Here is a 25,115-nt window from a genome sequence, read left to right as displayed (position 1 = left end):
AACTGGTTGACCGAAATTACGACAACTTCAGTGGATACGTCAACATGCTTGACCTTAAAAACCAGACCCGCCAACAAGAGGCCATGGAGGCGTTCTTTTTCGGCTACCAGGCCTTCACCGCCAAAGCCGACGAAATGCTCGAACGTCGAGGCCTGAGCCGCGTGCACCAGCGCATTGTGTTTTTTATCGCGCGCTACCCCGCCTTGAGCGTGAAGGAACTGCTGGAATTGCTCGGTGTGAGCAAGCAGGCGCTGAACATGCCCCTGCGCCAATTGCAGGAAATGCATCTGGTCAACAGCGTCGCGTCAGAAACCGACAAGCGCAAACGCCTGCTGGAGCTCACTGAAGAAGGCCTGCGTTTTGAGCAATCACTGCGCCGCGAACAGGTGAAGTTGTTGCAACGCGCCTTCAGTGACGCGGGGGCTGAAGCCGTGGCCGGATGGCTAGCGGTGAACCAGGCGCTGAGTGCCGTGAACTAGCCTTTCATCCACTTTTACCCAGCTTATCGAAAACATTATTTGCTTTATTTGTATACAAAAGCATAATTCGCCTCGTGCGAGTTCCTGACCTATTGGTCAACAAACCCGCCAGCACCTCACAGCGCCTAAGCGCTGGCCATAACAATAAAATGCTTGAGGAGTACTCGCTGTGGATAGCCGCAAATCCGAAGCCTCACCCCTGGACCTGCAACCCACCCGCACCGGCTGGCTGGAACGCCTGTTTAAGCTGCGCTTGCATGGCACCACAGTGAAGACCGAGCTGATCGCCGGCCTCACCACCTTTATCACCATGGCCTACATCATTTTCGTCAACCCGAACATCATGGCCGACGCCGGCATCGATCACGGCGCGGCATTCGTCGCCACCTGCATCGCCGCCGCGCTGGGCTGCCTGTTAATGGGCCTCTACGCCAACTGGCCGGTCGGCCTGGCGCCGGGCATGGGCTTGAACGCGTTTTTCACCTACACCGTGGTCGGCACCATGGGCTACACCTGGGAAACTGCGCTGGGCGCAGTGTTTATTTCCGGCGTTCTGTTCATGGGCCTGACCCTGTCCCGCGTGCGCGAATGGCTGCTCAACAGCATCCCCGTCAGCTTGCGCCATGCGATGGGCGCGGGTGTAGGCCTGTTCCTCGGGGTGATCGGCCTGAAGACGGCGGGCATCATCGTCGACAGTCCCGCGACCTTGATCAAACTCGGTTCGTTGCACGAGCCCGCGCCACTGCTGGCAGCTGTGTGCTTCCTGCTGACCGCGATCCTCAGCTACCACCGCGTGTTCGGCGCGATCCTGATCAGCATCATCGCTGTGACGCTGGCGGGTGGGGGCCTGGGCCTGGTGCACTACAATGGCATTCTTGCCACACCTCCGAGCCTGGCGCCGACCTGGATGGCCATGGACGTAAAAGGTGTATTCAATGTCAGCATGATAAGCGTGGTATTTGCATTTCTTTTTGTACACATGTTCGACACTGCCGGTACACTGATGGGCGTCGCGCAGCGGGCCGGCCTCGTCAATGCCGATGGCAAGATCGATAACCTGTCCCGTGCGTTGAAAGCCGACAGTGCTTCCAGCGTATTCGGAGCCATGGTGGGTGTTCCACCGGTAACCAGCTACGTGGAAAGTGCTGCCGGCGTGGCCGCTGGCGGGCGTACCGGGCTGACCGCCGTGACCGTGGGCATCCTGTTTGTGGCGGCGATGTTTTTTGCACCACTGGCGGGGATGATTCCAGCGTATGCCACGGCGGGTGCGCTGATTTATGTCGCGATGCTGATGATGGCGAGCATGGCCCATATCAATTGGGATGAAGCCACTGACAGCATCCCGGCGATTGTCACCGCAATCATGATGCCGCTGACCTTCTCGGTCGCCGACGGTATCGCCTTGGGCTTTATCACGTATGTGGCGCTCAAGGCCGGCACCGGCAAGTACCGCGAGATTTCTGTCAGCCTGTGGGTGCTGTGCGCGATCTTTATCGCCAAATTTGTATTTCTATGAAATAGCGGCCAGTTTTCAGCAGCAAGCGTTTACCTTGCAGCTCCAGGCTTGCCGCTGACTACTGGAGGAATGAAATGACGATTGAAACCTGGCTACTGTTCAGCGGCGCAGCATTGGTGGTGATCCTCATACCAGGGCCACTGTCCCTGCTGATGATCAGCAACAGCCTCAACTATGGGCTGCGCCGCTCGTATCCAGCGTTCCTTGGCGGGGTGTTTGCCTCGATATGCCTGCTCAGCGCCTCGGCGCTGGGTTTGGGTGCGTTGTTACTGGCTTCCGAGCAACTGTTCAGCGCCTTGAAGATCGTTGGCGCGTTGTACCTGTTTTATCTCGCCTGGCAGAGCTGGCAGCAATCGCGGCAACCGGCCCATGGCGCCGAAGTTCCGCAGTCGGCTGCCACGCCCCGCTTTCGCACAATGTTTGGCCGCGCCTTTGTCCTCGGCGCCAGCAACCCAAAGGACATTCTGTTTTTCGCCGCCTTCCTGCCCCAGTTTCTCAACGGCGAGCAGCCGTTCCTGCCACAACTACTGGTAATGATCGCCACCTGGACAGGGCTCGACCTGTTTTGCAAACTGGCCTATGGCTTGAGCGCCCATGGCGCCGCCCGCTACCTGCGCAGCGGCAAAGGCCAAAGCTGGTTCAACCGTGTCAGTGCGGGATTGTTTGGCGGTGCGGGCATGATGTCGTTGATGAAGGTCAGAATGGACTCACTTTGACGAAATAAACACTGGGAGGAACCGTACCCCGGACGGGCCATTGAATGCCTGCTGCGATCCGGATCAATCGCCCGTCCTCCATGGCACTTTTGACTTGCGCAAGCGCGCTCAAATTTGGAGATCGGCTAATGGCTCGATTAAACCAACCATCCGTCAACCTTTCATGCAACGTGATAACCCCTTTTTCGGCCCACTGGACTGTCACGTAGTACAGCGGGTTCTGATCGGAGGACGTATGCGTCGCGATAAAATCGCGCGTGAACCGGCTACCTCGCTTTTTGCGCAGCTCATTGACACTGAAACCCTGCCGCTCCAGCACCTGCCTGACGGCCGCATACTGCGCATCGTTTCGCTCAACCCAGCGCCCCGCGCGACTGGGCCGCAACGAAGGATCCAACCCCATCGCCTGAAAGTCGACACGAGTAAAGCCGGGCGCTTTACCGTCGAAACCGATGAACACCGTGCCTTTCTTCCTATGGGAATACCGCAACATCCTCAGCAAGTCATCCGTTTGACCGGGGCTGGCAGGCAGTGGTGGTAACCAACCGTCCAACGTCGTACGAACGTTGAGCAGATGAGTCGCCGTTGCAGAGCGGCTCGGATCCGCCCGTTCAATCAGCCTTGCGACAGTGAAATCCCGGCTTTTGATGGTCATGTCAGGAAATGCATCCCCCACAGACTCCGCCAATGGCTTGTTGAATAGAGGTGTATGGAACACCCAGTCGTTCGTCGAAGTGCGTGAGGCCGCAATAGGCTGTTCGAGCCGCGCGGTGCTGGTCCAACGCTCGAGATCAACGCTGGCCAATGACACCAACGGTTCATCCTTCATGATAAATACAATGCCGTCCAAAGGCGCTTGATTACCTTGAGGGAGCAACCTGTAATAAGCACTTGACGGATCAGCCAAACTCGCGCCAGCCGGGGCGTCTCGCAGTACATTACAGGCAAAACCTCGGGAATCCATCGGAATGTGATACACATCAGGCGCGAGCACGATCATTTGGTCAACATTCGGAGTTTGCATACGCCACTGCAGCCCATCAGAGGGTGCCGTGACGGTTTTCTTAATCCAGTCTTCCGTCGCCGTGCGCACTAAGGGCGGCGACCAGTCCGGCGACGGTGGTACCGGAGCTGTCCACGGGCCAGGCATGCTTGAACTCGTTCCCGCCACCGGTTGCGGCGCGTCTGCGCCGAGTAACCACTCCCTGGACTGGTGGATATCCAGAATCAATTCGTCCTGACCCGGCGACTGCTGGTTTTTCAGACGAAACCCTTGCTCACTGCCCCGTTTGTAAACCGGATAATGGTGTGTGTCATCCGCCACAAATAGCCCTCCATTTTTGACGTAGACACCTTCCCGACCCGGCCCCTTCAACGCCACAGCCCCCTCCGGCACCGATGCAGTCTTGAAACGCTCCAGGGCCGGAAGTTGCCTCACGGATGACGCCGAACGGGGACCACCGCTCGGTTCCACCCGCCAGCGGCGTATCCGCCCCAAAGCCGGGGGCAGCGCCGACCGTATAGCGGAAGCCCCCGCAACACCCGCCCTCTTGGGGCCGGGTAAGAACGTCATTACCAGATTGACCATAAAAAATTTAATCGTATCGGCCAACACGCGCTTATCACTGGGATCGCCATAACGCTTGTAACGGCGCGCTGCAACGTACAACTCATAGATGTCACTGGACACTCCGAGTACGGGAATGAAGATACTTAACACCATCCGTGTTTTGGCCAAGCTATCGTCGCGAAGGCGGCGGATTCGATATTCCTTCAGCGCTTTATTGGAGTAACTGGCGGCCTGTGCCTGGCGTTGCAACTCGTGCACTTTGCCGTGGTACAGCAACGCCTGGGCATTGCAGTTGGACGTGGCGACAATCGCCAGCCAATCCCCTGGATCACTGGCAATCTGCTCGAGCACCTGTTCTTCAATCTCATCAAGTAACAGCGACGGTTCCAGATGCTTGACGCGCAGCAGGCGGGTCAACCGCCAAATCCCTCTCACGAGGGAACTGCCAGGAAGCACATCAAGTATGTTGAAGGCCGTTGGTTCGAACGGGGACTGGTGCTTTGCCTGAAAGGCCCAGCCGGGTGCGACCTGGCGTGCCAGCGTCTTAACGTTATCGGGCAATGCGCACAGACGGTTCAATTCAGCCCCGGCCTTTTCAAGGTTGCTGTACTCAGTGAGCACCATGGCGAGGGGGGCCTGGGGCCAATAGACCACGCAAAGCTGCGAACGCTTGTCTTGCACGACCACTATCCCTGCGACATAGCGATCATGCTGCATCGTATGTCCCACCAAATGAACCACGTGCAGGTGTAACTCATGCGGGTTCGTCATCAGATCCTGCGGTGTCCGTGCGGCCATTGCAGTACTGAATACGCTTTGGGCGTTCGCCGACAGCCCGTGTTGAATCGCTGAAAACAGATGATGCTCAACACCCCCACGCAGCGCGCGATTCAATAACTCGGGAATGCGTCCTTTGCTGAGCGAGTTGCTGGGATTAGCAGATGGATAAAACACCTTATTGATCAATGCGTCGTACCGGCCGCCTACATCCAGCGAAGATACGATTTGCCTCAAACGGCCAGTCGAAAGACTGTCTGGCCACGTCCATCGCAAAGGGCAAGCACGGTTTAACTTATATTGCGTCCAAGGTGCCAACGGGTCCAGGTTGTGCAGCGCCAGCTCCAATAGACTGAAGGCTCTGCACGACGACGAGGGGGGCAGTATCTTTTGCGGATCTTTCAAGAGGCAAGCCTCTTTATGATCACAATACGTGCCATGGATATCACCGGACATCGCCATAAAGGGCTCGTCTATCTGCATCCCCAAGGAGATCCCCTCGTCACGCAACCGGGCGGTCAACGCCTGGCGGGCATAGGTGTTCAAGTCCGGTAGACGTTGTTCCAGCCGGCTTAAAAATGCCCAGGTGCTGCTCATGTAAAGCTTCTTCGAGCGCCTGAAGTGTCTGCGCTGCGCACGCGTGGCCCCCGCTAACCATCCCGGCAGTTTTTTCGCCTCAAGTGCGACGTTGCGCAGCAACTCAATATTCGCCTGCGCGCGGCTCAGGGCGCTATTGAAGGGAACCTGCAGGTGTTGTTCCAGCTCAGTCAACAGCAGCGCACGGCTCAAGTCGACATCCTTGACCTCACTGAAAATACGCGTGATGTGATCGGTGCTTTTGTACAAGCGATCACAGGTCCCAAGGCGCTTTTTGAGGGAGGCCAATGCCGGTTTACCTGGGATGGGCACGTAGCGCACCTCTAAGGTTTCACGCACCGCATGTGTGCGTAAGTTGTTGCGCTTATCGCGCGCGACACAGCTCCACAGCACGGAATCGTCCCGACTGACGAGACTGGCTTTGACACTTCGGGTGAGGGCGTCCAGCCCGGCAAAAGCCATCACCCCGCCCTCCTCTCCGAAGGCGTACAGCACCACGGGTAGCTGGCGAAGCGGGACTCTCACCGCCGCGGCGGTCGTAACCACCCAAATGTTATGGAGCGAGTAAAAGGCATCCAGCTCGCTGCCGATGGCAATCGACAGCACCTGGGTTTGACTGTCCGGACGCCGGGCGGGCAAAGGCTGCTCCACCACTTCAATCATCAAGTCACGATGCGCCGTACTCAGCAACTTAAGCCTGTGTTGCAACTGCACTTCGCAGCGCAAGGCCTCGGTTTGGGCGTGCATAAACGACACAACCCGCCTGGGCGTCCCCTCCCCACCTGGGCGCTCAGACCAAAAATCAACGTGAAGCAAGCGTTGCCCGGCACCCTGCGACAATGCATTCAAGGTTTGGGCGTGAACCTTGAGTTGACTCACCCATGCGACGACCTCCTGATACGCCGGTGTCTCGGCGCTTGGATCATCCGGATCCAGCAGCGCGACCATGCCTTTTTCGTAACGCTTGATCTGCTGCTCTGCGGTGCGCAGCGCCAAACCGGACGCGATACTGGCAAAGATAATTTCTGTGCTCCGTCGCTGGTGGTCCCAATCGAGCAATTCGTCACGCAGCTCGCCGAGCCGAGCCCCTCCGACCAGTCTTTTCCTGTTGCCCTCCACGTACTTGAGAAAGGAACCTGCATCAAGTGGCTGCGGCCGCTCTTTGGCAAATACGTGCTGGTGATAGATCACCGAAACGCAGGCCAACTCGTTATTCCATTGCTGCATCAGCAACTCCTGCGCCCCCAGCGCCAACGCATCCTCCAGAATCTCCTGGCCACGCACAACGCTGGACGCCGCGGACAAGTCCGCAGGACGGCATAACACGTGGCGACGATTTAAAGGCAAGCATTGCCAGAGCACGTCAAACCGCGACTTGCTCAGCTCCAGCACACCGCACTGAAGCGCGACGAAGGAAGGGTACTCGTAGAGATTGCGGGCCACACCCGGCAGGTAAATGATATGCGACACACCACTGGGGTCACCCTCGCGATAGATATGCAGGGCACCTGGAATCACCATCGCAGGTGTACCCGGCCAGAGTAACTGGCCCACTCGCACATAGGCCCAATCACCACCCGCGACCTGGCGCGCCGGCGCGCTAGGGGCATCAATCACGGCCTGAACCATGGCCATTCCGGTACTCGACAGCTCATCCAGTTGCCGCGCGATCAAGGCACGGGCGGCGAAGAGTTCCTCGTGCAACGCTACCCAGCGCTCCCGGCGCGTGCGCCAGGAACCGTATGCCAAGGTGTCCCAATAGTTAGCGGCCGCGTGGATTAATCGCTCATAAAGCCGCATCGCGACCACCCGTTGAAGGGCTTCCAACGGTGTCAATGTCAATCGAGAGCCGGGCTTTCCTTTGATGGTCAGCGTGGTTGACGCACAAACACTGGCAGCCGTCCAGGGCTCAAAAAGCAACGACAATGCACGACTTGTCAGGCTGTCGACTTTCTCGGGCTCACCGTCCTTCGCAGGTACGGTAAACATCAGATCATCCGGTTCCTCCTTGAACGCTTTGTATAGCTCGGCGCGAATCACCTTCAAGATTTTGGGCGAGCGCCCCAGCAGATGTGTCAGCGTCTGCGCCGACTCGCTGCAGCGCATGTCGGTCAGGCAAATCTGATTGATCAGGCGGCTGGGATGGGTAGAGGTGCGAACCCGCACCTTCAACAGGTTACGAATGGCCCGTAACTCAGCTTCGCAGGCCTCTTCGGCATCGCTGGCATCGCTGGCGTCGTCAATGCCGTCGATGTCGGACGAAGGGCTGGAAACGGGAGGAGCGGACTGACTTTCGGTGGCCGAGGTCATGGTGTTTCTTCTCGTGGAGGAAAACACCCAGCCTAAGCAACGCAGGCGGTCAGAAGACGCTAGATAATTGAGCCCATTGCAGGCAAAAAAAGCCCGCAGTGTGGGCGGGCGAAAAACCAACGAAGAGCTTTGGGGGTGTGAAGCGAGGTGACGCTCAGCTACCGCGGTAGGTGGAATAGCTGTAAGGCGAAATCAACAGTGGGACATGGTAGTGATCCTGTTCGGCGCTGATGCCAAAACGCAACACCACCACATCGAGAAACGCCGGTTCAGGCAATTGCACGCCACGGGCGCGGTAGTAATCACCGGCGCTGAATTGCAGCTGGTAGACACCGCTGCGGTAGTCGTCGCCTTGCAGCAATGGTGCGTCGCAGCGGCCGTCGCTGTTGGTCACGGTGGTAGCGACCCGCTCAAGCAGAGTGCCTTCGACGCGATACAGTTCAACCTTGATCGCGCTGCCGGGGCAGCCGTGTGCGGCGTCCAAAACGTGTGTGGTCAAGCGTCCCATGGCGTCTACGCGCCTCCCGTGGTCAGTAGAAGAGTGATCCGCACTTTTTCAGGGCATCGAAAAAGCCGGCGATGGCTGATTAAGACACTTTTTAAAAAAATTGTACACAATAAAAATCACAAAGCTTTGGATCAGCACGTCGCTGATGCTCGACAGACTGATCGATGGGTAATCCTTGCTTTTAAAAGACCTTTTGTCCATTAGCTGACCAGTCAGGCAAGTTTCTTGCTACACCCTTTACACAGAGCCCTGCGGAAAAAATGCAGAAATGCAGGCTTACAAAGTTGCCGATAAGTTGTATACAATCACTCATCGCTGTGACGCCACCCAGTCTTTTCACTGCCCGGCCGCCACATGAATGATCACGCACAAGAAGGAAGACTGCAGTGAGCGCTGACTACCCACGCGACCTGATCGGTTACGGCAGTAACCCTCCTCACCCCCACTGGCCGGGCAAGGCGCGCATCGCGTTGTCTTTCGTACTCAATTACGAAGAAGGCGGCGAGCGCAATATTTTGCACGGTGACAAAGAGTCTGAAGCCTTCCTGTCGGAAATGGTTTCGGCACAGCCGCTGCAAGGCGCGCGCAACATGAGCATGGAGTCGCTGTACGAATACGGCAGCCGCGCCGGCGTGTGGCGCATCCTCAAGCTGTTTAAAGCATTCGATATTCCACTGACCGTCTTCGCCGTGGCCATGGCCGCCCAGCGTCACCCGGACGTGATCCGCGCGATGGTCGAGGCCGGTCACGAAATCTGCAGCCACGGCTACCGCTGGATCGACTACCAATACATGGACGAGGCCCAGGAGCGCGAGCACATGCTCGAAGCCATCCGCATCCTCACCGAACTCACCGGCGAGCGCCCATTGGGCTGGTACACCGGGCGCACTGGCCCGAATACCCGCCGGCTGGTGATGGAGGAAGGCGGTTTCCTGTATGACTGCGACACCTACGACGACGACCTGCCCTATTGGGAACCTAACAACCCTACCGGCAAGCCGCACCTGGTGATCCCCTACACCCTGGACACCAATGACATGCGCTTCACCCAGGTGCAGGGTTTCAACAAGGGCGATGACTTTTTCGAATACCTCAAGGACGCCTTCGACGTACTCTACGCCGAAGGGGACGAGGCGCCGAAGATGCTTTCCATCGGCCTGCATTGCCGCCTGATCGGCCGCCCTGCGCGCCTGGCTTCGTTGAAGCGGTTTCTCGAGTACGCCAAAGGTCACGAACACGTGTGGTTCACCCGCCGCGTGGACATTGCCCGTCACTGGCACGAAACCCACCCGTACACGGGAGCAGCGAAATGACCGCGTTCCAAACCCTTAAGCCGTCGACCCTGAGTCGCGATGAATTCGTCGCCGCCTTCGCCGACATCTACGAACATTCGCCATGGGTAGCCGAGAAGGCCTTCGACCTGGGCCAGGACGCTTCGATCGACGAGATCGAAACCCTGCACCAGCGCATGAGCGATATCCTGTTGAGCGCCGATCAGGCCAGTCAACTGGCCCTAATCAACGCTCACCCGGACCTGGCCGGCAAAGCCGCCGTCCAGGGCCAACTGACCCAAGCCAGCACCGATGAACAAGCCGGCGCGGGTATTCACCAATGCACGGCCGAAGAGTTCTCACGCTTCACCGAGCTGAACGACGCCTACAAGGCCACGTTCAAGTTTCCCTTCATCATGGCGGTAAAAGGCAGCAACCGGCATCAGATCCTGGCCGCGTTCGAAACACGCATCCACCATTCGGCAGACGCCGAGTTCAACTGCGCACTGGCCGAGATCAACAAGATCGCGTTGCTCCGATTACTGACCCTCTAAACGACCATCCCCAGCCACTCTATCTAAGGCAGACAAGAAGAATGAAAGCTTACGCCGTACCTTTCGAGAAGTTCGTCAACCTGGCCGACGCCCGTCTGGGCACCAAGATCCTTTCGGTGACCGATGACTGGTTCGCTGACGCCAACCGCCTGTTCCAGCCGACCCCGGCCGTGTGGAAGGAGGGCGTTTTCGATGACAACGGCAAGTGGATGGACGGCTGGGAGTCACGCCGCAAGCGCTTCGAAGGCTACGACAGCGCGGTCATTCGCCTGGGCGTACCTGGCTCGATCAAGGGCGTGGACATCGACACCTCATTCTTCACCGGCAACTACCCGCCGTCGGCGTCGCTGGAAGCCTGCTTCCTGGCCTCGGGCGACCCGGACGAAAACACCCAGTGGGTGGAAGTGCTGTCGGCCGTCGAGCTGCAAGGCAACAGCCACCACTACCACGAGATCAACAACGACCAGGCCTACAGCCACCTGCGCTTCAACATCTACCCGGATGGCGGCGTGGCGCGTCTACGTGTGTACGGCATCCCATTCCGCGACTGGTCCTCGGTCGGCGACAACGAACAAGTCGACCTGGCCTCGGCGCTCAACGGAGGTCGCGCGCTGGCGTGCTCCGATGAACACTTCGGCCGCATGAGCAACATCCTCAACCCAGGCCGTGGCATCAACATGGGCGACGGCTGGGAAACCGCACGTCGTCGTACACCGGGCAATGACTGGGTGATCGTCGCCCTGGGCCACCCAGGCGCGATCGAGAAGATCATCGTCGACACCCTGCACTTCAAGGGCAACTACCCGGACACATGCTCGATCCAGGGCGCGTTCGTGAAGGGCGGGACCGACAGCCAGATCGAAACCCAATCACTGTTCTGGCGCGAACTGCTGCCGGCGCAGAAGCTGGAAATGCACGCCGAACACACCTTCGCCGAGCAGATCAAGGCACTGGGGCCGATTACCCACATCCGCCTGAATGTGTTCCCGGATGGTGGTGTGAGTCGCTTGCGCGTACTCGGTAAAGTTTCGAAGTAAACGCTGAAACCTCTAGTGAGCGGGCTTGCCCCGCTCATACAAAAGCAAGCAGAACCAACAACACAGCATTCGGATAAGAGACAGCCATGCGCACACTGATGATCGAACCCCTGACCAAAGAAGCCTTCGCCCCTTTCGGAGACGTTATCGAAACCGATGGCAGCGATCACTTCATGATCAACAACGGGTCGACCATGCGCTTTCACAAGCTGGCGACGGTCGAAACCGCACAGCCTGAGGACAACGCGATCATCAGCATCTTCCGCGCCGACGCGCAGGACATGCCGCTGACCGTGTGCATGCTGGAACGACACCCGCTGGGCAGTCAGGCGTTCATACCGCTGCTCGGCAACCCTTTTCTGATCGTGGTCGCGCCACTTGGCGATGCACCTGTATCAGGTTTGGTCCGCGCCTTCGTCACCAACGGCAGGCAGGGCATTAATTACCATCGCGGCGTCTGGCACCACCCGGTGCTGACGATCGAAAAGCGGGATGACTTCCTGGTGGTTGATCGCAGTGGCACAGGCAATAACTGCGATGAGCATTTTTTTGAAGAGGATGAGCGGTTGATCCTCGCCCCCCACCAATAAGAGAAGGCCGGATCACCCGACAACAAGGGTGACAGGCGAGAGGTAAAGACTGTGGAAGCACATCTGTTGGAATGGCTGAACCTGAGCGTGCGCTGGGTTCATATGATCACTGGCGTCGCATGGATCGGCGCTTCTTTCTACTTCGTCTGGCTGGAAAACAACCTCAACCGCGTCAACCCCAAAAACGGACTGGCCGGTGACTTGTGGGCGATCCACGGTGGCGGTATCTACCACCTGGAAAAATACAAACTGGCCCCACCGACCATGCCGGACAACCTGCACTGGTTCAAATGGGAAGCCTATTTCACCTGGATGTCGGGTGTCGCGCTGCTGTGCGTGGTGTTCTACCTCAACCCGACGCTGTACCTGCTCGCCCCCGGCAGCACGCTCAGCGGCACCGAAGGCGTATTGCTGGGCATTGGCTCACTGTTCGCCGGCTGGTTCATCTACTCCTTCCTCTGCGACTCGGCCCTGGGCAAACGCCCTGCCCTGCTTGGTTTTATCCTGTTTGTGCTGTTGATTGCGGCAGCCTATGGCTTCAGCAAGGTGTTCAGCGGGCGCGGTGCGTACCTGCACGTTGGCGCGATAATCGGCACCATCATGGTAGGTAACGTGTTCCGCATCATCATGCCGGCGCAACGCGCGCTGGTGGCGGCTATCGCGCAAAACCGCACGCCGGATCCGGCACTGCCCGCCAAAGGGTTGCTGCGTTCGCGTCACAACAACTACTTCACCTTGCCAGTGCTGTTCATCATGATCAGCAACCACTTCCCGAGCACCTACGGCAGCCAATACAACTGGCTGATCCTGGCGGGCATCGCGGTGGCGGCGGTGTTGGTGCGGCACTACTTCAACACCCGGCATAACAGCCAGAAGTACGCGTGGACCTTGCCGGTGGGTGCGTTGGCGATGATTTGCCTGGCGTATGTGACCGGTCCCAAGCCCGTCGCCGAAGTGGCCAAGGCACCGGCGGCCATTGAGTACCAGCCGCTGCCGGAAACGGCATTGGGTGGCGGCTTGAAGCCCGCCGCGCCTGCTGCTCCGGCTGCTGAGCCCGTGCCCGCCCAGGCCACCACGGATTTTGGCCAGGTTCACCATGTGATCGAACAGCGCTGCACCGTGTGCCATTCGGCCAAGCCCACCAGCCCGCTGTTCAGCACTGCTCCGGCCGGGGTGATGTTTGATACACCGGCGCAGATCCAGCAGCAGGCCGCGCGTATTCAAGCGCAAGCCGTGGCGAGCCAGATCATGCCGCTGGGCAACATCACCCAGATGACCCAGCAGGAGCGGGATTTGATTGGTACTTGGATCAACCAGGGGGCGCGTACCAACTAACCGACTGATTCACACAGAATCAATGTGGGAGCTGGCTTGCCTGCGATGGCGGTGAGTCAGCAACTCATCCGGTGACTGACACACTGCTATCGCAGGCAAGCCAGCTCCCACACTTGAGACCTGCAGTGTTTTGAAGAGTGCGTTCCACACAACACAAAAATAAAAAAGATCCGAGGTGTTGCATGACCGAGTTAGTCGAACCGCAGATTCCTGCCGTGCCCGCGATGGTGCGGCTGCCCCTCTTGCAACTGATTCTGGTAGGCCTGCAACACGTCTTGCTGATGTACGGCGGCGCCGTCGCCGTGCCCCTGATCATTGGCCAGGCCGCCGGCTTAAGCCGTGAAGAAATCGCTTTCCTGATCAACGCCGACCTGCTGGTAGCCGGCATTGCCACGCTGGTGCAGTCGTTCGGCATCGGCCCGGTGGGCATCCGCATGCCGGTGATGATGGGCGCCAGTTTCGCCGCTGTCGGCAGCATGGTCGCCATGGCCGGCATGCCCGGTATCGGCTTGCAGGGTATCTTCGGCGCGACCATCGCCGCCGGGTTCTTCGGTATGTTGATCGCGCCATTCATGTCCAAGATCGTGCGCTTTTTCCCGCCCTTGGTGACCGGCACCGTGATCACCGCGATTGGCCTCTCACTCTTTCCGGTCGCCGTGAACTGGGCCGGGGGCGGCAGTGCCGCTGCAACATTTGGTTCGCCGATCTACCTGGCGATTGCTGCGCTGGTACTGGGCACCATCTTGTTGATCAACCGCTTCATGTGCGGTTTCTGGGTGAACATTTCGGTACTGGTCGGCATGGGCCTGGGTTACGCCTTGTGCGGCCTGCTTGGCATGGTCGACCTCAGCGGCCTGGCCCAGGCACCGTGGGTGCAAGTGGTGACACCGCTGCACTTCGGCATGCCTACGTTCGAGTTGGCGCCTATCCTGTCGATGTGCCTGGTGGTGGTGATCATCTTTGTCGAATCCACCGGGATGTTCCTCGCGCTGGGCAAGATCACCGGCCAGGACGTTACGCCGAAGATGCTGCGCCGTGGTTTGTTGTGCGATGCCGGCGCGTCGTTCTTTGCCGGGTTCTTCAACACGTTCACCCACTCTTCGTTCGCACAAAACATCGGCCTGGTGCAGATGACCGGCGTGCGTTGCCGCTCGGTGACGATCATGGCCGGGGCCTTCCTTATTGTGCTCAGCCTGCTACCCAAAGCCGCTTACCTGGTGGCGTCGATTCCTGCGGCGGTGCTGGGTGGTGCGGCGATTGCCATGTTCGGCATGGTCGCGGCCACCGGGATCAAAATCCTGCAGGAAGCCGATATCGCCGACCGTCGCAACCAACTGCTGGTGGCGGTGAGTATCGGCATGGGCCTTATCCCGGTGGTGCGCCCGGAATTCTTCGCGCAACTACCGCTGTGGATGAGCCCGATTACCCACAGTGGCATCGCCATGGCCACCCTCAGCGCGCTGTCGCTGAATATCCTGTTCAACATCCTCGGCGGGTCTGAACGATCTGCCGTCGCCCCTACGCATTGATTCCTTCGTTCTTACAAAAACAATAACGAAACTGGGGACCACGACATGCACGCCATTCACCCGGGGCCGGCCACAAGCCGTGCCCCATTCTCGCCCCACGCGCTCTGTTACAGCGCACTTGAGCCCAGGCATAAGAGCCAGTATTCTCCGCGCCCGCTCGAATCGACTCAAAAAAAAACAGCGACTGTAAAAGCTGACTGCAAGGCCAACTTATCCTGGCCTTATGTCTTCGGCCAACGTGCGCAAAAGCCCCCTGAATTCGACTGCATCCCCTGCAGCCGACGGGGATTTTTTGGCTTTTCAAACACCTTGGCGCAGCTCTTGCTAACTGCACTAAAGCTGACCGAACAGACGATTTTTGCAGCTGACCAAAAGGCGCCACACCAGAGCGCCTGCGTAGAAGAAAAACCATAAAACTTTAACTCGGGAGCAACCGAATGAAACCTATGTTCAAAGGCCTGATGCTGGCGGGATCCCTGCTGGCCGGTGGCCAAGCCGTGGCCGGTGACCTGTTGCAGTGGCAGAACAACAGCCTGACTTACTTGTGGGGCAAGCGCTTCACCGTCAACCCGCAGATCCAGCAAACCGTCACGTTCGAACATGCCGATGCCTGGAAGTACGGCGACAACTTCTTCTTCCTCGACCGCATCTTTTATAACGGCAAGGAAGATGGCAACGTCGGCCCGAATACTTATTACGGCGAGTTCAGCCCGCGTTTGTCGTTTGGCAAGATTCTCGACAAGGACCTGTCCTTTGGTCCGATCAAGGATGTATTGCTGGCGATGACTTACGAGTTTGGTGAAGGCGATAATGAATCGTACCTCGTCGGTCCTGGCTTCGATTTGAACATTCCGGGTTTCGACTACTTCCAGCTGAACTTCTACCAGCGCCAGACCGAAGGCAATCGCCCGGGTGATGGCGTTTGGCAGATCACGCCGGTCTGGTCGTACACGATCCCGGTGGGCAACTCCGACGTGTTGATCGACGGCTTCATGGACTGGGTCGTGGACAACGACAAGAATGCCCGTGGCACTTACCACGCCAACCTGCACTTCAACCCACAGGTCAAATATGACTTGGGCAAGGCACTGCACTGGGGCGACAAGCAGTTGTATGTCGGTTTTGAATACGACTACTGGAAGAACAAGTACGGGATTGAAGATTCGGGTGCGTTCAAGACGACGCAGGATACGGCGAGCTTCTTGGTCAAGTATCACTTCTGATCGTTAACCGCATAACCTATGTGGGAGCAAGCCCGCTCCCACATTCAGACCGGAGGCAACCCGAGGAACCGGGTGATTTCCTCACGCTTGGCCAACGCATCCCGCCGCCCCAGTTCAATCAACTCGCTGCAATACCCCGCCTCGAACAGCAAGTAACTCAACACCCCTGCCCCGCTGGTCTTGGTCGCCCCCGGCCCGCGTAAAAACAAGCGCAACGCCGCCGGCAATTCCTGGCGATGCCGCGCGGCGATCTCATCAATGGGCTGGCTGGGCGCAATCACCAGCACTTCAACCGGCGCCAGGCCCTGAGCCGCGCTGTCGGCCGGCTGGAAATGGCTGAACTGATTCAAGCGCTCCAGCAATTCGATATCGCTTTCCAGGCTGTCAATGAACGTGCTGTTGAGCATGTGCCCGCCGATCTGCGCCAGAGTCGGCTCCTGGCCGGTGTAGGTGCGTTGCACGGCCGGTTCATTGCCACGCGGGTTACCGCTGACCCCGACCACCAGCACGCGATTGGCGCCCAAATGCAGGGCCGGGCTGATGGGCGCCGATTGCCGCACTGCGCCGTCGCCAAAGAACTCGTGGTCGAGTTTGACCGGCGCAAACAGCAAAGGGATCGCCGAACTGGCCAGCAGGTGTTCAACGGTCAACTGAGTGGGCATGCCGATACGGCGATGGCGCAACCAGGCGTCGATGGTGCCGCCGCTTTGATAAAAGGTCACCGCTTGCCCGGACTCATAACCAAAGGCCGTCACGGCTACCGCGTGCAGATGTTTATGCCGGATGGCCTCGTCGATGCCGTCCAGGTTCAAGCGCTCTTGCAACAGGTCGCGTAACGGTGAGCTGTTGAGCAAGGCCACCGGCACCCGGGCACCCAGGCCCAGCAGACTGTGGATAAAGAAGCGGCTCGCTTGGCGAATCACCCCCGGCCAATCACTGCGCAACACCAGGTGGCTACGAAAGCCCTGCCAGAAGGCGGTAAGACGTTGGATCGCGGCCCTGAAGTCCATGGCGCCGCTGGCCAGGCTCACCGCATTGATCGCGCCGGCCGAGGTGCCGACGATCACCGGAAAAGGATTCGGTGCCCCCGGCGGCAACAACTCTGCAATGGCCGCCAGCACCCCCACCTGATAAGCCGCTCGCGCCCCGCCGCCGGAAAGAATCAAGCCTGTAACCGGTTCAACTGGGCGCATTGCGTCACTCCATGTGGGGAAAAAACAGTCTTATCAGCGGCGTTTTTCGTAAAGCTTGGGTTCACCCGGTGGCCGGCTCTTGAAGCGGCGATGGGTCCACAGGTATTGCTCAGGGCATTCACGCACCGAGGCTTCGACCCACTGGTTGATACGCAGGCAGTCGACTTCATCGCTTTCGCCAGGGAAGTCAGTCAGCGGCGGGTGGATCACCAGGCGGTAACCGCTGCCATCGACGAGGCGCTGTTGAGTGAACGGCACGACCAACGCCTTGCCCAGCTTGGCGAACTTACTGGTGGCGGGCACGGTGGCAGCCTGGATGCCGAACAGCGGCACAAAGATGCTTTGCTTCGCGCCGTAGTCCTGGTCCGGTGCGTACCAGATGGCGCGGCCAGCGCGCAGCAGCTTAAGCATACCGCGCACGTCTTCACGCTCCACGGCCAGGGAATCGAGGTTGTGACGTTCACGGCCACGGCGCTGTATGTAGTCGAACAACGGGTTGCCGTGCTCGCGGTACATGCCATCAATGGTGTGCTTCTGGCCAAGCAGCGCCGCGCCGATTTCCAGGGTGGTGAAATGCAGGGCCATGAGGATCACACCCTTGCCATCCAGTTGGGCCTGCTTGAGGTGTTCCAGGCCTTCGACATGGGCCAGGCGCGCTAAGCGCTGGCGCGACCACCACCAACTCATGGCCATCTCAAAGAAGGCGATGCCGGTGGAGGCAAAGTTTTCCTTGAGTAAATGTTTACGCTCTTTAGCGGATTTTTCCGGGAAGCACAGTTCCAGGTTTCGCGCGGCGATACGGCGACGCTCGCCCGCCACGCGGTACATGCCAGCACCCAGCAGGCGACCAATGGTCAGCAGCGCGCGGTATGGCAGTTGGGTAATCAGCCACAGCAGGCCGAGCCCCAGCCATAACAGCCAAAAGCGCGGGTGAAAAAAAACAGCTCGAAAACGCGGGCGATCCATTACAGATTCCGGTAAAGACAAGGGCCGCGCATTCTACAACGGTTCGACTCGGCTTGCGGCGGGTGAGTGTTCTCGTTATAAGTCTCGACACTTTTCGTGACAAGCCGCTTTGCCGACCATGAGCCAAACCGAACCGCTAGACCAAGATCCCGTGTTCCAGCTGAAAGGCAGCATGCTCGCCATCACCGTGCTGGAACTCGCCCGTAACGACCTCGAGGCCCTGGACCGCCAGCTGGCCGCCAAGGTCGCCCTGGCGCCGAATTTTTTCAATAACGCCCCGCTGGTGCTGGCGCTGGACAAACTGCCCGCCGGCCAAGGCAGTATCGATCTGCCCGGCCTGATGCGCGTCTGTCGCTCCCATGGCCTGCGCACGTTGGCGATTCGCGCCAGCCGCATTGAAGACATTGCTGCGGCTATCGCCATTGAACTGCCAGTACTGCCACCGTCCGGCGCGCGCGAGCGACCGCTTGAACCATTGGTCGGTGAAGAGAAGAAAAAACCGGAAAACCCACCGGAGCCGACGATCAAGCCGACAAAGATCATCACCTCGCCCGTACGCGGCGGGCAGCAGATTTACGCCCAGGGAGGTGACCTTGTAGTGATCTCCTCGGTCAGCCCGGGGGCGGAACTTCTTGCCGATGGCAACATCCATGTATACGGCCCGATGCGCGGACGTGCCCTCGCCGGCATCAAGGGCGATACCAAGGCGCGTATTTTTTGCCAGCAGTTGACCGCAGAGCTAGTGTCAATCGCAGGCCAGTACAAGGTTTCAGAAGATTTGCGCCGTGATCCACTGTGGGGAGCTTCGGTGCAGATCAACCTGTCGGGCGATGTGTTGAACATCATCCGTCTTTAACGGATACTGCCGCATTTTCCAAGCATCTCTAGACTCTGATAGCACAGCGAAACCGGCAATACTTGAGTAGGAATAATTGGAAGTTGGCGTTTCCCCAGCGGAAACCACATCTTTTTCCTGCAAAGGCTGTCCGCCTGCGGCGAGTTCCAAGAGATGTTTTTCAGGGACCGAAAAGTCCTTTTTCCTTAGGGGTGAAACACCTTGGCCAAGATTCTCGTGGTTACATCCGGCAAGGGTGGTGTGGGTAAGACCACCACCAGCGCCGCTATCGGTACCGGCCTCGCCTTGCGCGGCCACAAGACAGTTATCGTCGACTTCGACGTCGGTTTGCGTAACCTCGACCTGATCATGGGCTGCGAACGCCGCGTGGTGTATGACTTTGTCAACGTGGTCAACGGCGAAGCCAACCTGCAACAGGCCCTGATCAAGGACAAGCGCCTTGAGAACCTGTACGTATTGGCCGCCAGCCAGACTCGCGACAAAGAAGCGCTGACTAAAGAAGGCGTAGGCAAAGTCCTTGCCGAGCTGAAGGAAACCTTCGAATACGTGGTCTGCGACTCGCCGGCCGGTATCGAAACCGGCGCTCACCTGGCGATGTACTTCGCGGATGAGGCCATCGTGGTGACCAACCCGGAAGTCTCCTCGGTACGTGACTCGGACCGCATGCTCGGCCTGCTGGCCAGCAAGTCCCAGCGCGCCGAAAAAGGCGAAGACCCGATCAAGGAACACTTGCTGCTCACCCGTTACAACCCTGAGCGCGTCAGCAACGGCGAAATGCTCGGTGTTGAAGACGTGAAGGACATCCTCGCAGTGACCCTGCTGGGCGTAATTCCAGAATCCCAGGCAGTCCTGAAGGCTTCCAACCAAGGTGTTCCGGTAATTCTTGACGACCAGAGCGACGCTGGCCAGGCGTACAGTGATGCCGTCGATCGCTTGCTGGGCAAGACCGTGGAACACCGCTTCCTCGATGTAAAGAAGAAGGGATTCTTCGAGCGTATCTTTGGAGGCAACTAAACAATGAAATTTCTCGACTTCTTTCGCGCCAACAAAAAGCCAAGTACCGCGTCGGTAGCGAAAGAGCGTCTACAGATCATCGTGGCGCACGAACGCGGCCAACGCAGCACGCCGGATTATCTGCCAGCCTTGCAGAAGGAACTGGTCGAGGTCATCCGCAAGTACGTCAATATCGGCAACGATGACGTGCATGTCGCCCTGGAAAATGACGGCAGCTGCTCAATTCTGGAACTCAATATCACCCTGCCTGATCGTTAATCGAAAAGGCGGCCGCCACGGCGGCTCGATCACCCTGATCCCTTTTAAGGGCCGGGTGGGCGAGCCGCCGTTGGCGTTTGTTGCGAGGCTGTTTAATGCCGTTGTCCACTATCCACATCCTCCATCAGGACGACGCTGTCCTGGTGGTGAACAAGCCGACCCTGCTGCTCTCGGTGCCTGGCCGTGCCGATGACAACAAGGACTGCCTGATCACCCGCCTGCAGGAAAACGGCTATCCCGAAGCCCGCATCGTCCATCGACTGGACTGGGAAACCTCGGGGATCATTCTGCTGGCACGGGACGCCGATACCCACCGCGAACTGTCCCGCCAGTTTCACGACCGCGAAACCGAAAAGGCCTACACCGCACTGGCCTGGGGCCAACCGGAACTGGACAGCGGCAGCATCGACCTGCCCCTGCGCTACGACCCGCCGACCAAGCCGCGCCATGTGGTCGACCACGAGTTTGGCAAGCATGCATTGACCTTCTGGAAAGTGCTGGAACGTTGCGGCGATTGGTGCCGCGTCGAGCTGACGCCGATTACCGGGCGTTCGCACCAGTTGCGTGTGCACATGCTGTCGATTGGTCACCCGTTGCTCGGTGATGGTCTTTATGCCCACGAACAAGCCTTGGCTGCCTGGCCGCGCCTGTGCCTGCACGCGAGCATGCTGAGCTTCACGCATCCGCAAAGCGGCGAGCGTCTGCGCTTCGAGTGCCCCGCGCCGTTTTAGACTGCAAACCCAATCACATGTGCGGGCTTGCTCGCGAAAGCGGTGGGCCAGTCAACATCAATGTTTGCTGGGCTGACGTCTTCGCGAGCAAGCCCGCTCTCACATTCAGATCTGCATCAGTTCTCGCCACCGAGTTAAACCAATACGGTAAACTCCGCGCACTGCTGTCTGGAGCTACTTATGCGCGAAGCGTTGAATCAAGGCCTGATCGACTTCCTCAAGGCCTCCCCTACTCCTTTTCATGCCACTGCCGCCCTGGCCCAGCGCCTGGAAGCGGCCGGTTTCCAGCGTCTCGACGAGCGCGAGACCTGGACCACCGAAGCTAACGGGCGCTATTACGTGACCCGCAACGATTCCTCGATCATTGCCTTCAAGCTTGGCCGCCATTCGCCGCTACAGGGCGGTATTCGCCTGGTCGGCGCCCACACCGACAGCCCCTGCCTGCGCGTCAAGCCACAGCCGGAGCTGCAACGCCAGGGTTTCTGGCAGTTGGGGGTGGAAGTCTATGGTGGTGCACTGCTGGCGCCGTGGTTCGACCGTGATCTGTCCCTGGCTGGCCGCGTGACCTTCCGCCGCGACGGCAAGGTCGAAAGCCAGTTGATTGATTTCAAGCTGCCCATCGCCATCATCCCCAACCTGGCCATTCACCTGAACCGTGAAGCCAACCAAGGTTGGGCGATCAATGCCCAGACCGAGCTGCCGCCGATCCTCGCGCAATTTGCCGGTGACGAGCGCGTGGACTTCCGTGCCGTGCTCACTGAGCAACTGGCACGGGAACACGGGCTGAACGCCGACGTAGTGCTGGACTACGAGTTGAGCTTCTACGACACCCAAAGCGCCGCCGTGATTGGCCTGAACGGTGACTTCATCGCCGGCGCGCGCCTCGACAACCTGCTGTCGTGCTACGCCGGCCTGCAAGCCTTGCTCACCAGCGAGACCGATGAAACCTGCGTGCTGGTGTGCAACGACCACGAAGAAGTCGGCTCCTGCTCGGCGTGCGGCGCGGATGGCCCGATGCTGGAACAGACCCTGCGTCGCCTGCTGCCAGAAGGTGATGAATTCGTACGCACCATTCAGAAATCTCTGTTGGTGTCTGCGGACAACGCCCACGGCGTACACCCAAACTACGCCGAGAAGCACGACGCCAATCACGGCCCCAAGCTCAACGCGGGCCCAGTGATCAAGGTCAACAGCAACCAGCGCTACGCCACCAACAGCGAAACCGCGGGGTTCTTCCGTCACCTGTGCATGGCACAGGAAGTGCCGGTGCAGAGCTTTGTGGTGCGCAGCGACATGGGTTGCGGCTCCACCATCGGCCCGATCACCGCCAGCCACCTGGGCGTGCGCACCGTGGACATCGGCCTGCCGACGTTTGCCATGCATTCCATTCGTGAGCTGTGCGGCAGCCATGACCTGGCGCATTTGGTGAAGGTATTGGGTGCGTTTTACGCGAGTCGTGATTTGCCCTGATACCGAGGCGCGCCCATCGCAGGCAAACCAGCTCCCACACTTGAAGGTATTCGCAAATCAAGTGTGGGAGCTGGCTTACCTGCGATGGCGACTTCAAACACTCCCAACGCTATCTGACACGCATCAACCCAACTTCCCATAATCCGACCTAGACTTGTCAGTATTTCCACTCCGACAAGGCCGTCGCACCATGATCTCCATGTCCTCTTTCCACGCCATGCTTATCCCGATTCTGATCGGCATGATGATGCTGGCCGTGGGCTTCAATTTTCGCGAAAAACCCCTCGGCGTGTTTGGTATGTGGGTCGGCATGCTGCTGATCCTGGGCACCGTGGTGTACAAGATCCTCGCCAAACTGGCCGAATGACAAATGCACTCGCATCTGGCATAGCGGCCTCGTACACTCGGGTTTACTCGTCGTTTTCAAGGTTGACCGCTCGTGCTTTCCCGTCTGTTTGCCCTGCCCTGCTTTTGCCTGATTGCCCTGCTCACGCTGCTGCCGCTCACACCTGCCCACGCCGTGGGCTTGCCCGGCCTGCTGGGCAGCACCAACAAAGCCCAACCCCAGGCCGAAGTCCCCCTGGGCGAGTCGTTGGACGAGGTGATCAAAACACTCGAAAACGACCAGCAGCGCACCCAACTGCTCAGCGACCTGAAGAAGCTGCGCGCCGCTACGCAAAAAGCCCAACCCGCCGCCGAGCGAGGCGTGCTGGGTTTGATCGGCGGCACCCTGGCCAACCTGGAAACACAGTTCTACGGCGCCGACAGCCCACTGGGGCGTTGGTCCAACGAAGTCGACCAGGCCAAGGATGAACTCAGTGCGTTGATCATGCCGGCCAATGAATGGCTGCCGATCATTTTCGGGTTCGCCGTGATCCTGGCCGTGTGGAGCCTGCTCGCCGCTGCGCTGATCTGGCTCAGCCACCGCGTACGCGAGCGCTTCGGCCTGCCCGAAGAGCTGCCGCAACACCCGCGTACCTGGGACATGGTGCGATTCGCCCTACGCAAATTGGGACCATGGCTGATCGCCTTGATCATCACGGTTTACCTGAGCTACGCACTGCCGTCGTCACTGGGTAAATCCTTGGCGATGGTGCTGGCCTATGCGCTGGTGGTAGGCACCTGTTTCTCGGCGATCTGCGTGATTGCCTTCTCTGTACTGGACGGCCCGCACCGTCACCGCGCGCTGTATATCCTGCGCCACCAGGCTTTCCGACCGCTGTGGTTAATCGGCAGTTTCGCCGCCTTTGGCGAAGCCTTGAATGACCCCAGGCTGGTCACAGCGCTTGGCCAGCACCTGGCCCACACGGCGGCGACCATCGCCAACGTGATGGCGGCGCTGTCCACGGGTGTCTTTATCCTGCGTTTCCGCCGGCCGATCGCGCACTTGATCCGTAACCAACCCCTCTCGCGCCGCCTGACCCGCCGCGCGCTCAGCGACACCATCGAGATCGTCGGCACCTTCTGGTACATCCCGGCCTTGCTGCTGGTGGGGATCTCGCTGTTCGCCACCTTCGTGTCTGCCGGCGATACCAGCACGGCATTGCGCCAGTCGCTGCTGTGCACCGTTTTGTTGGTGTTGTGCATGGTGATCAATGGCCTTGTTCGCCGCCATGCGCTTAAGCCGCAACGCGGGCACAAACGCCATGCGTTGTACTCCGAGCGGCTGAAGAGCTTCGTCTATACCCTGGCGCATCTGGTGGTCTGGCTGGTGTTTATCGAACTGGGCCTGCGGGTCTGGGGCCTGTCGCTGATTCGCTTTACCGAAGGCGACGGGCATGAAATCAGCGTCAAGCTGTTCGGCCTCGGCGGCACGCTGCTGTTTGCCTGGCTGATCTGGATCCTCAGCGACACCGCGATCCACCACGCGCTCACCCGCTCGCGCAAAGGCCTGGCCAATGCCCGCGCGCAGACGATGATGCCGTTGATCCGCAACGTGCTGTTTGTGACCATCTTTATCATCGCTGCCATTGTTGCCCTGGCGAACATGGGCATGAACGTCACGCCGTTGCTGGCCGGTGCCGGTGTGGTCGGCCTGGCCATTGGCTTTGGTGCGCAATCGCTGGTGGCAGACTTGATCACCGGCCTGTTCATCATCATCGAAGACTCCCTGGCCATCGATGACTATGTAGATGTCGGTGGCCACCTCGGTACGGTGGAAGGCCTGACCATCCGCACCGTGCGCCTGCGCGATATCGACGGCATTGTGCACACCATCCCGTTCAGCGAGATCAAGAGCATCAAGAACTACTCGAGGGAGTTCGGCTACGCGATCTTCCGCGTGGCGATCCCCTACAACATGGAAGTCGACGACGCGATCAAGCTGATGCGCGATGTCGGCCAGAAAATGCGCAACGATCCACTGCAGCGCCGCAACATCTGGTCGCCGCTGGAGATTCAGGGCGTGGAGAGCTTCGAGTCGGGCAGTGCGATTCTACGTGCGCGCTTCAAGACGGCGCCGATCAAGCAGTGGGAAGTGTCGCGGGCGTTCAACCTGTCGCTCAAGCGTCATCTGGATGAAGCCGGGCTGGACCTGGCGACGCCGCGCTTGAGTGTGCAGGTGGTCACCGCCGGCACTGTGAAGGAGAAAGCGCTACAACAATAAACTCAGGAGA

At 59.1% G+C, this 25,115-nt stretch carries 22 protein-coding genes; 18 read left to right on the top strand and 4 right to left on the bottom strand.

Annotation, left to right across the window (positions count from 1 at the left end):
• The first annotated feature begins 44 nt into the window (after nt 1-44).
• The 3 genes from AACY08_RS04035 to AACY08_RS04025 all read left to right on the top strand — a co-directional run bounded on the left by AACY08_RS04035 (nt 45) and on the right by AACY08_RS04025 (nt 2,711).
• Nucleotides 45-479, top strand: a complete 435-nt coding sequence (locus tag AACY08_RS04035) for a MarR family winged helix-turn-helix transcriptional regulator (RefSeq protein ID WP_314561394.1) — start codon at nt 45-47, stop codon at nt 477-479.
• A gap of 169 nt (nt 480-648) precedes the next feature.
• Nucleotides 649-1,995, top strand: coding sequence for an NCS2 family permease (locus AACY08_RS04030; protein WP_339468224.1), 1,347 nt, complete (start codon nt 649-651; stop codon nt 1,993-1,995).
• A 74-nt stretch (nt 1,996-2,069) separates the two neighbouring features.
• Nucleotides 2,070-2,711, top strand: a complete 642-nt coding sequence (locus AACY08_RS04025) for a LysE family translocator (RefSeq protein WP_339468223.1) — start codon at nt 2,070-2,072, stop codon at nt 2,709-2,711.
• Here AACY08_RS04025 and AACY08_RS04020 read toward each other — a convergent pair.
• Entirely contained in the window at nt 2,692-7,965 is a 5,274-nt protein-coding gene (locus tag AACY08_RS04020; RefSeq protein WP_339468222.1) for a dermonecrotic toxin domain-containing protein, read from the bottom strand. The two genes, AACY08_RS04025 and AACY08_RS04020, sit on opposite strands and share 20 nt — an antisense overlap.
• Nucleotides 7,966-8,119: 154 nt before the next feature.
• Nucleotides 8,120-8,473 (bottom strand): hydroxyisourate hydrolase, encoded by a 354-nt coding sequence (uraH, locus tag AACY08_RS04015; RefSeq protein ID WP_339468219.1) that lies wholly within the window; start codon nt 8,471-8,473, stop codon nt 8,120-8,122.
• 386 nt (nt 8,474-8,859) lie between these two features.
• Between uraH and puuE the strand changes: the two genes are divergently transcribed.
• The 8 genes from puuE to AACY08_RS03975 all read left to right on the top strand — a co-directional run bounded on the left by puuE (nt 8,860) and on the right by AACY08_RS03975 (nt 16,012).
• Entirely contained in the window at nt 8,860-9,786 is a 927-nt protein-coding gene (puuE, locus tag AACY08_RS04010; RefSeq protein WP_339468217.1) for an allantoinase PuuE, read from the top strand.
• Entirely contained in the window at nt 9,783-10,298 is a 516-nt protein-coding gene (uraD, locus tag AACY08_RS04005) for a 2-oxo-4-hydroxy-4-carboxy-5-ureidoimidazoline decarboxylase (protein ID WP_339468216.1), read from the top strand. The genes puuE and uraD overlap by 4 nt, the downstream gene beginning before the upstream one ends.
• 41 nt (nt 10,299-10,339) lie before the next feature.
• Complete coding sequence (alc, locus tag AACY08_RS04000) at nt 10,340-11,335, top strand: allantoicase (protein WP_339416525.1); 996 nt, start codon at nt 10,340-10,342, stop codon at nt 11,333-11,335.
• A gap of 86 nt (nt 11,336-11,421) precedes the next feature.
• On the top strand, nt 11,422-11,925 hold the full coding sequence (locus tag AACY08_RS03995; RefSeq protein ID WP_065873378.1) for an ureidoglycolate lyase: 504 nt from the start codon (nt 11,422-11,424) through the stop codon (nt 11,923-11,925).
• A gap of 51 nt (nt 11,926-11,976) precedes the next feature.
• Entirely contained in the window at nt 11,977-13,260 is a 1,284-nt protein-coding gene (locus tag AACY08_RS03990; RefSeq protein WP_339468214.1) for a urate hydroxylase PuuD, read from the top strand.
• A gap of 182 nt (nt 13,261-13,442) precedes the next feature.
• Nucleotides 13,443-14,789 carry a nucleobase:cation symporter-2 family protein gene (locus AACY08_RS03985; RefSeq protein WP_339468212.1) on the top strand — a complete coding sequence of 449 codons (1,347 nt, stop codon included), beginning with the start codon at nt 13,443-13,445 and terminating at the stop codon, nt 14,787-14,789.
• A gap of 45 nt (nt 14,790-14,834) precedes the next feature.
• Nucleotides 14,835-15,203 (top strand): hypothetical protein, encoded by a 369-nt coding sequence (locus AACY08_RS03980; protein ID WP_339468210.1) that lies wholly within the window; start codon nt 14,835-14,837, stop codon nt 15,201-15,203.
• A 23-nt stretch (nt 15,204-15,226) separates the two neighbouring features.
• Nucleotides 15,227-16,012, top strand: coding sequence for an outer membrane protein OmpK (locus AACY08_RS03975; protein ID WP_339468208.1), 786 nt, complete (start codon nt 15,227-15,229; stop codon nt 16,010-16,012).
• 44 nt (nt 16,013-16,056) lie between these two features.
• Here AACY08_RS03975 and AACY08_RS03970 read toward each other — a convergent pair whose 3' ends face one another.
• Nucleotides 16,057-17,205 (bottom strand): patatin-like phospholipase family protein, encoded by a 1,149-nt coding sequence (locus tag AACY08_RS03970; protein ID WP_339468205.1) that lies wholly within the window; start codon nt 17,203-17,205, stop codon nt 16,057-16,059.
• A 33-nt stretch (nt 17,206-17,238) separates the two neighbouring features.
• A complete protein-coding gene (locus tag AACY08_RS03965; RefSeq protein WP_339468203.1) occupies nt 17,239-18,171 on the bottom strand; it encodes a lipid A biosynthesis lauroyl acyltransferase in 933 nt (310 codons plus the stop codon).
• Between the two features lie 118 nt (nt 18,172-18,289).
• Here AACY08_RS03965 and minC point away from each other — a divergent pair, with 118 nt between their 5' ends.
• The 7 genes from minC to AACY08_RS03930 all read left to right on the top strand — a co-directional run bounded on the left by minC (nt 18,290) and on the right by AACY08_RS03930 (nt 25,105).
• Nucleotides 18,290-19,027: a septum site-determining protein MinC gene (gene minC / locus AACY08_RS03960; RefSeq protein WP_339468201.1), complete on the top strand. Its 738-nt coding sequence runs from the start codon at nt 18,290-18,292 to the stop codon at nt 19,025-19,027.
• 201 nt (nt 19,028-19,228) lie between these two features.
• The gene (gene minD, locus AACY08_RS03955; RefSeq protein WP_339416537.1) at nt 19,229-20,041 is read left to right on the top strand and encodes a septum site-determining protein MinD; all 813 of its coding nucleotides are present in this window, start codon (nt 19,229-19,231) and stop codon (nt 20,039-20,041) included.
• Nucleotides 20,042-20,044: 3 nt separating this feature from the next.
• Nucleotides 20,045-20,299 (top strand): cell division topological specificity factor MinE, encoded by a 255-nt coding sequence (gene minE / locus AACY08_RS03950; RefSeq protein ID WP_003175252.1) that lies wholly within the window; start codon nt 20,045-20,047, stop codon nt 20,297-20,299.
• A gap of 95 nt (nt 20,300-20,394) precedes the next feature.
• Nucleotides 20,395-21,030, top strand: coding sequence for an RluA family pseudouridine synthase (locus tag AACY08_RS03945; RefSeq protein WP_027603908.1), 636 nt, complete (start codon nt 20,395-20,397; stop codon nt 21,028-21,030).
• A gap of 180 nt (nt 21,031-21,210) precedes the next feature.
• The gene (locus AACY08_RS03940; RefSeq protein ID WP_339468199.1) at nt 21,211-22,500 is read left to right on the top strand and encodes a M18 family aminopeptidase; all 1,290 of its coding nucleotides are present in this window, start codon (nt 21,211-21,213) and stop codon (nt 22,498-22,500) included.
• A gap of 199 nt (nt 22,501-22,699) precedes the next feature.
• Complete coding sequence (locus AACY08_RS03935) at nt 22,700-22,867, top strand: hypothetical protein (protein WP_339416775.1); 168 nt, start codon at nt 22,700-22,702, stop codon at nt 22,865-22,867.
• A 72-nt stretch (nt 22,868-22,939) separates the two neighbouring features.
• Nucleotides 22,940-25,105: a mechanosensitive ion channel family protein gene (locus AACY08_RS03930; RefSeq protein WP_339468196.1), complete on the top strand. Its 2,166-nt coding sequence runs from the start codon at nt 22,940-22,942 to the stop codon at nt 25,103-25,105.
• The last annotated feature ends 10 nt before the right edge of the window (nt 25,106-25,115 follow it).

Source organism: Pseudomonas sp. EL_65y_Pfl1_R83 (assembly GCF_963970695.1).
Taxonomy (GTDB): domain Bacteria; phylum Pseudomonadota; class Gammaproteobacteria; order Pseudomonadales; family Pseudomonadaceae; genus Aquipseudomonas; species Aquipseudomonas tritici.
This window is presented reverse-complemented; position numbering and strand designations above follow the sequence as displayed.

Excerpts from the sequence above, each read along its gene's own strand:
- AACY08_RS04035 (WP_314561394.1), top strand. The coding sequence starts at position 45 with ATGCTTGACCTTAAAAACCAGACCCGCCAACAAGAGGCCATGGAGGCG.
- AACY08_RS04025 (WP_339468223.1), top strand. The coding sequence starts at position 2,070 with ATGACGATTGAAACCTGGCTACTGTTCAGCGGCGCAGCATTGGTGGTG.
- AACY08_RS04020 (WP_339468222.1), bottom strand. The coding sequence starts at position 7,965 with ATGACCTCGGCCACCGAAAGTCAGTCCGCTCCTCCCGTTTCCAGCCCT.
- uraH (WP_339468219.1), bottom strand. The coding sequence starts at position 8,473 with ATGGGACGCTTGACCACACACGTTTTGGACGCCGCACACGGCTGCCCC.
- uraD (WP_339468216.1), top strand. The coding sequence starts at position 9,783 with ATGACCGCGTTCCAAACCCTTAAGCCGTCGACCCTGAGTCGCGATGAA.
- alc (WP_339416525.1), top strand. The coding sequence starts at position 10,340 with ATGAAAGCTTACGCCGTACCTTTCGAGAAGTTCGTCAACCTGGCCGAC.
- AACY08_RS03995 (WP_065873378.1), top strand. The coding sequence starts at position 11,422 with ATGCGCACACTGATGATCGAACCCCTGACCAAAGAAGCCTTCGCCCCT.
- AACY08_RS03985 (WP_339468212.1), top strand. The coding sequence starts at position 13,443 with ATGACCGAGTTAGTCGAACCGCAGATTCCTGCCGTGCCCGCGATGGTG.
- AACY08_RS03980 (WP_339468210.1), top strand. The coding sequence starts at position 14,835 with ATGCACGCCATTCACCCGGGGCCGGCCACAAGCCGTGCCCCATTCTCG.
- AACY08_RS03975 (WP_339468208.1), top strand. The coding sequence starts at position 15,227 with ATGAAACCTATGTTCAAAGGCCTGATGCTGGCGGGATCCCTGCTGGCC.
- AACY08_RS03970 (WP_339468205.1), bottom strand. The coding sequence starts at position 17,205 with ATGCGCCCAGTTGAACCGGTTACAGGCTTGATTCTTTCCGGCGGCGGG.
- AACY08_RS03965 (WP_339468203.1), bottom strand. The coding sequence starts at position 18,171 with ATGGATCGCCCGCGTTTTCGAGCTGTTTTTTTTCACCCGCGCTTTTGG.
- minC (WP_339468201.1), top strand. The coding sequence starts at position 18,290 with ATGAGCCAAACCGAACCGCTAGACCAAGATCCCGTGTTCCAGCTGAAA.
- minE (WP_003175252.1), top strand. The coding sequence starts at position 20,045 with ATGAAATTTCTCGACTTCTTTCGCGCCAACAAAAAGCCAAGTACCGCG.
- AACY08_RS03945 (WP_027603908.1), top strand. The coding sequence starts at position 20,395 with ATGCCGTTGTCCACTATCCACATCCTCCATCAGGACGACGCTGTCCTG.
- AACY08_RS03940 (WP_339468199.1), top strand. The coding sequence starts at position 21,211 with ATGCGCGAAGCGTTGAATCAAGGCCTGATCGACTTCCTCAAGGCCTCC.
- AACY08_RS03935 (WP_339416775.1), top strand. The coding sequence starts at position 22,700 with ATGTCCTCTTTCCACGCCATGCTTATCCCGATTCTGATCGGCATGATG.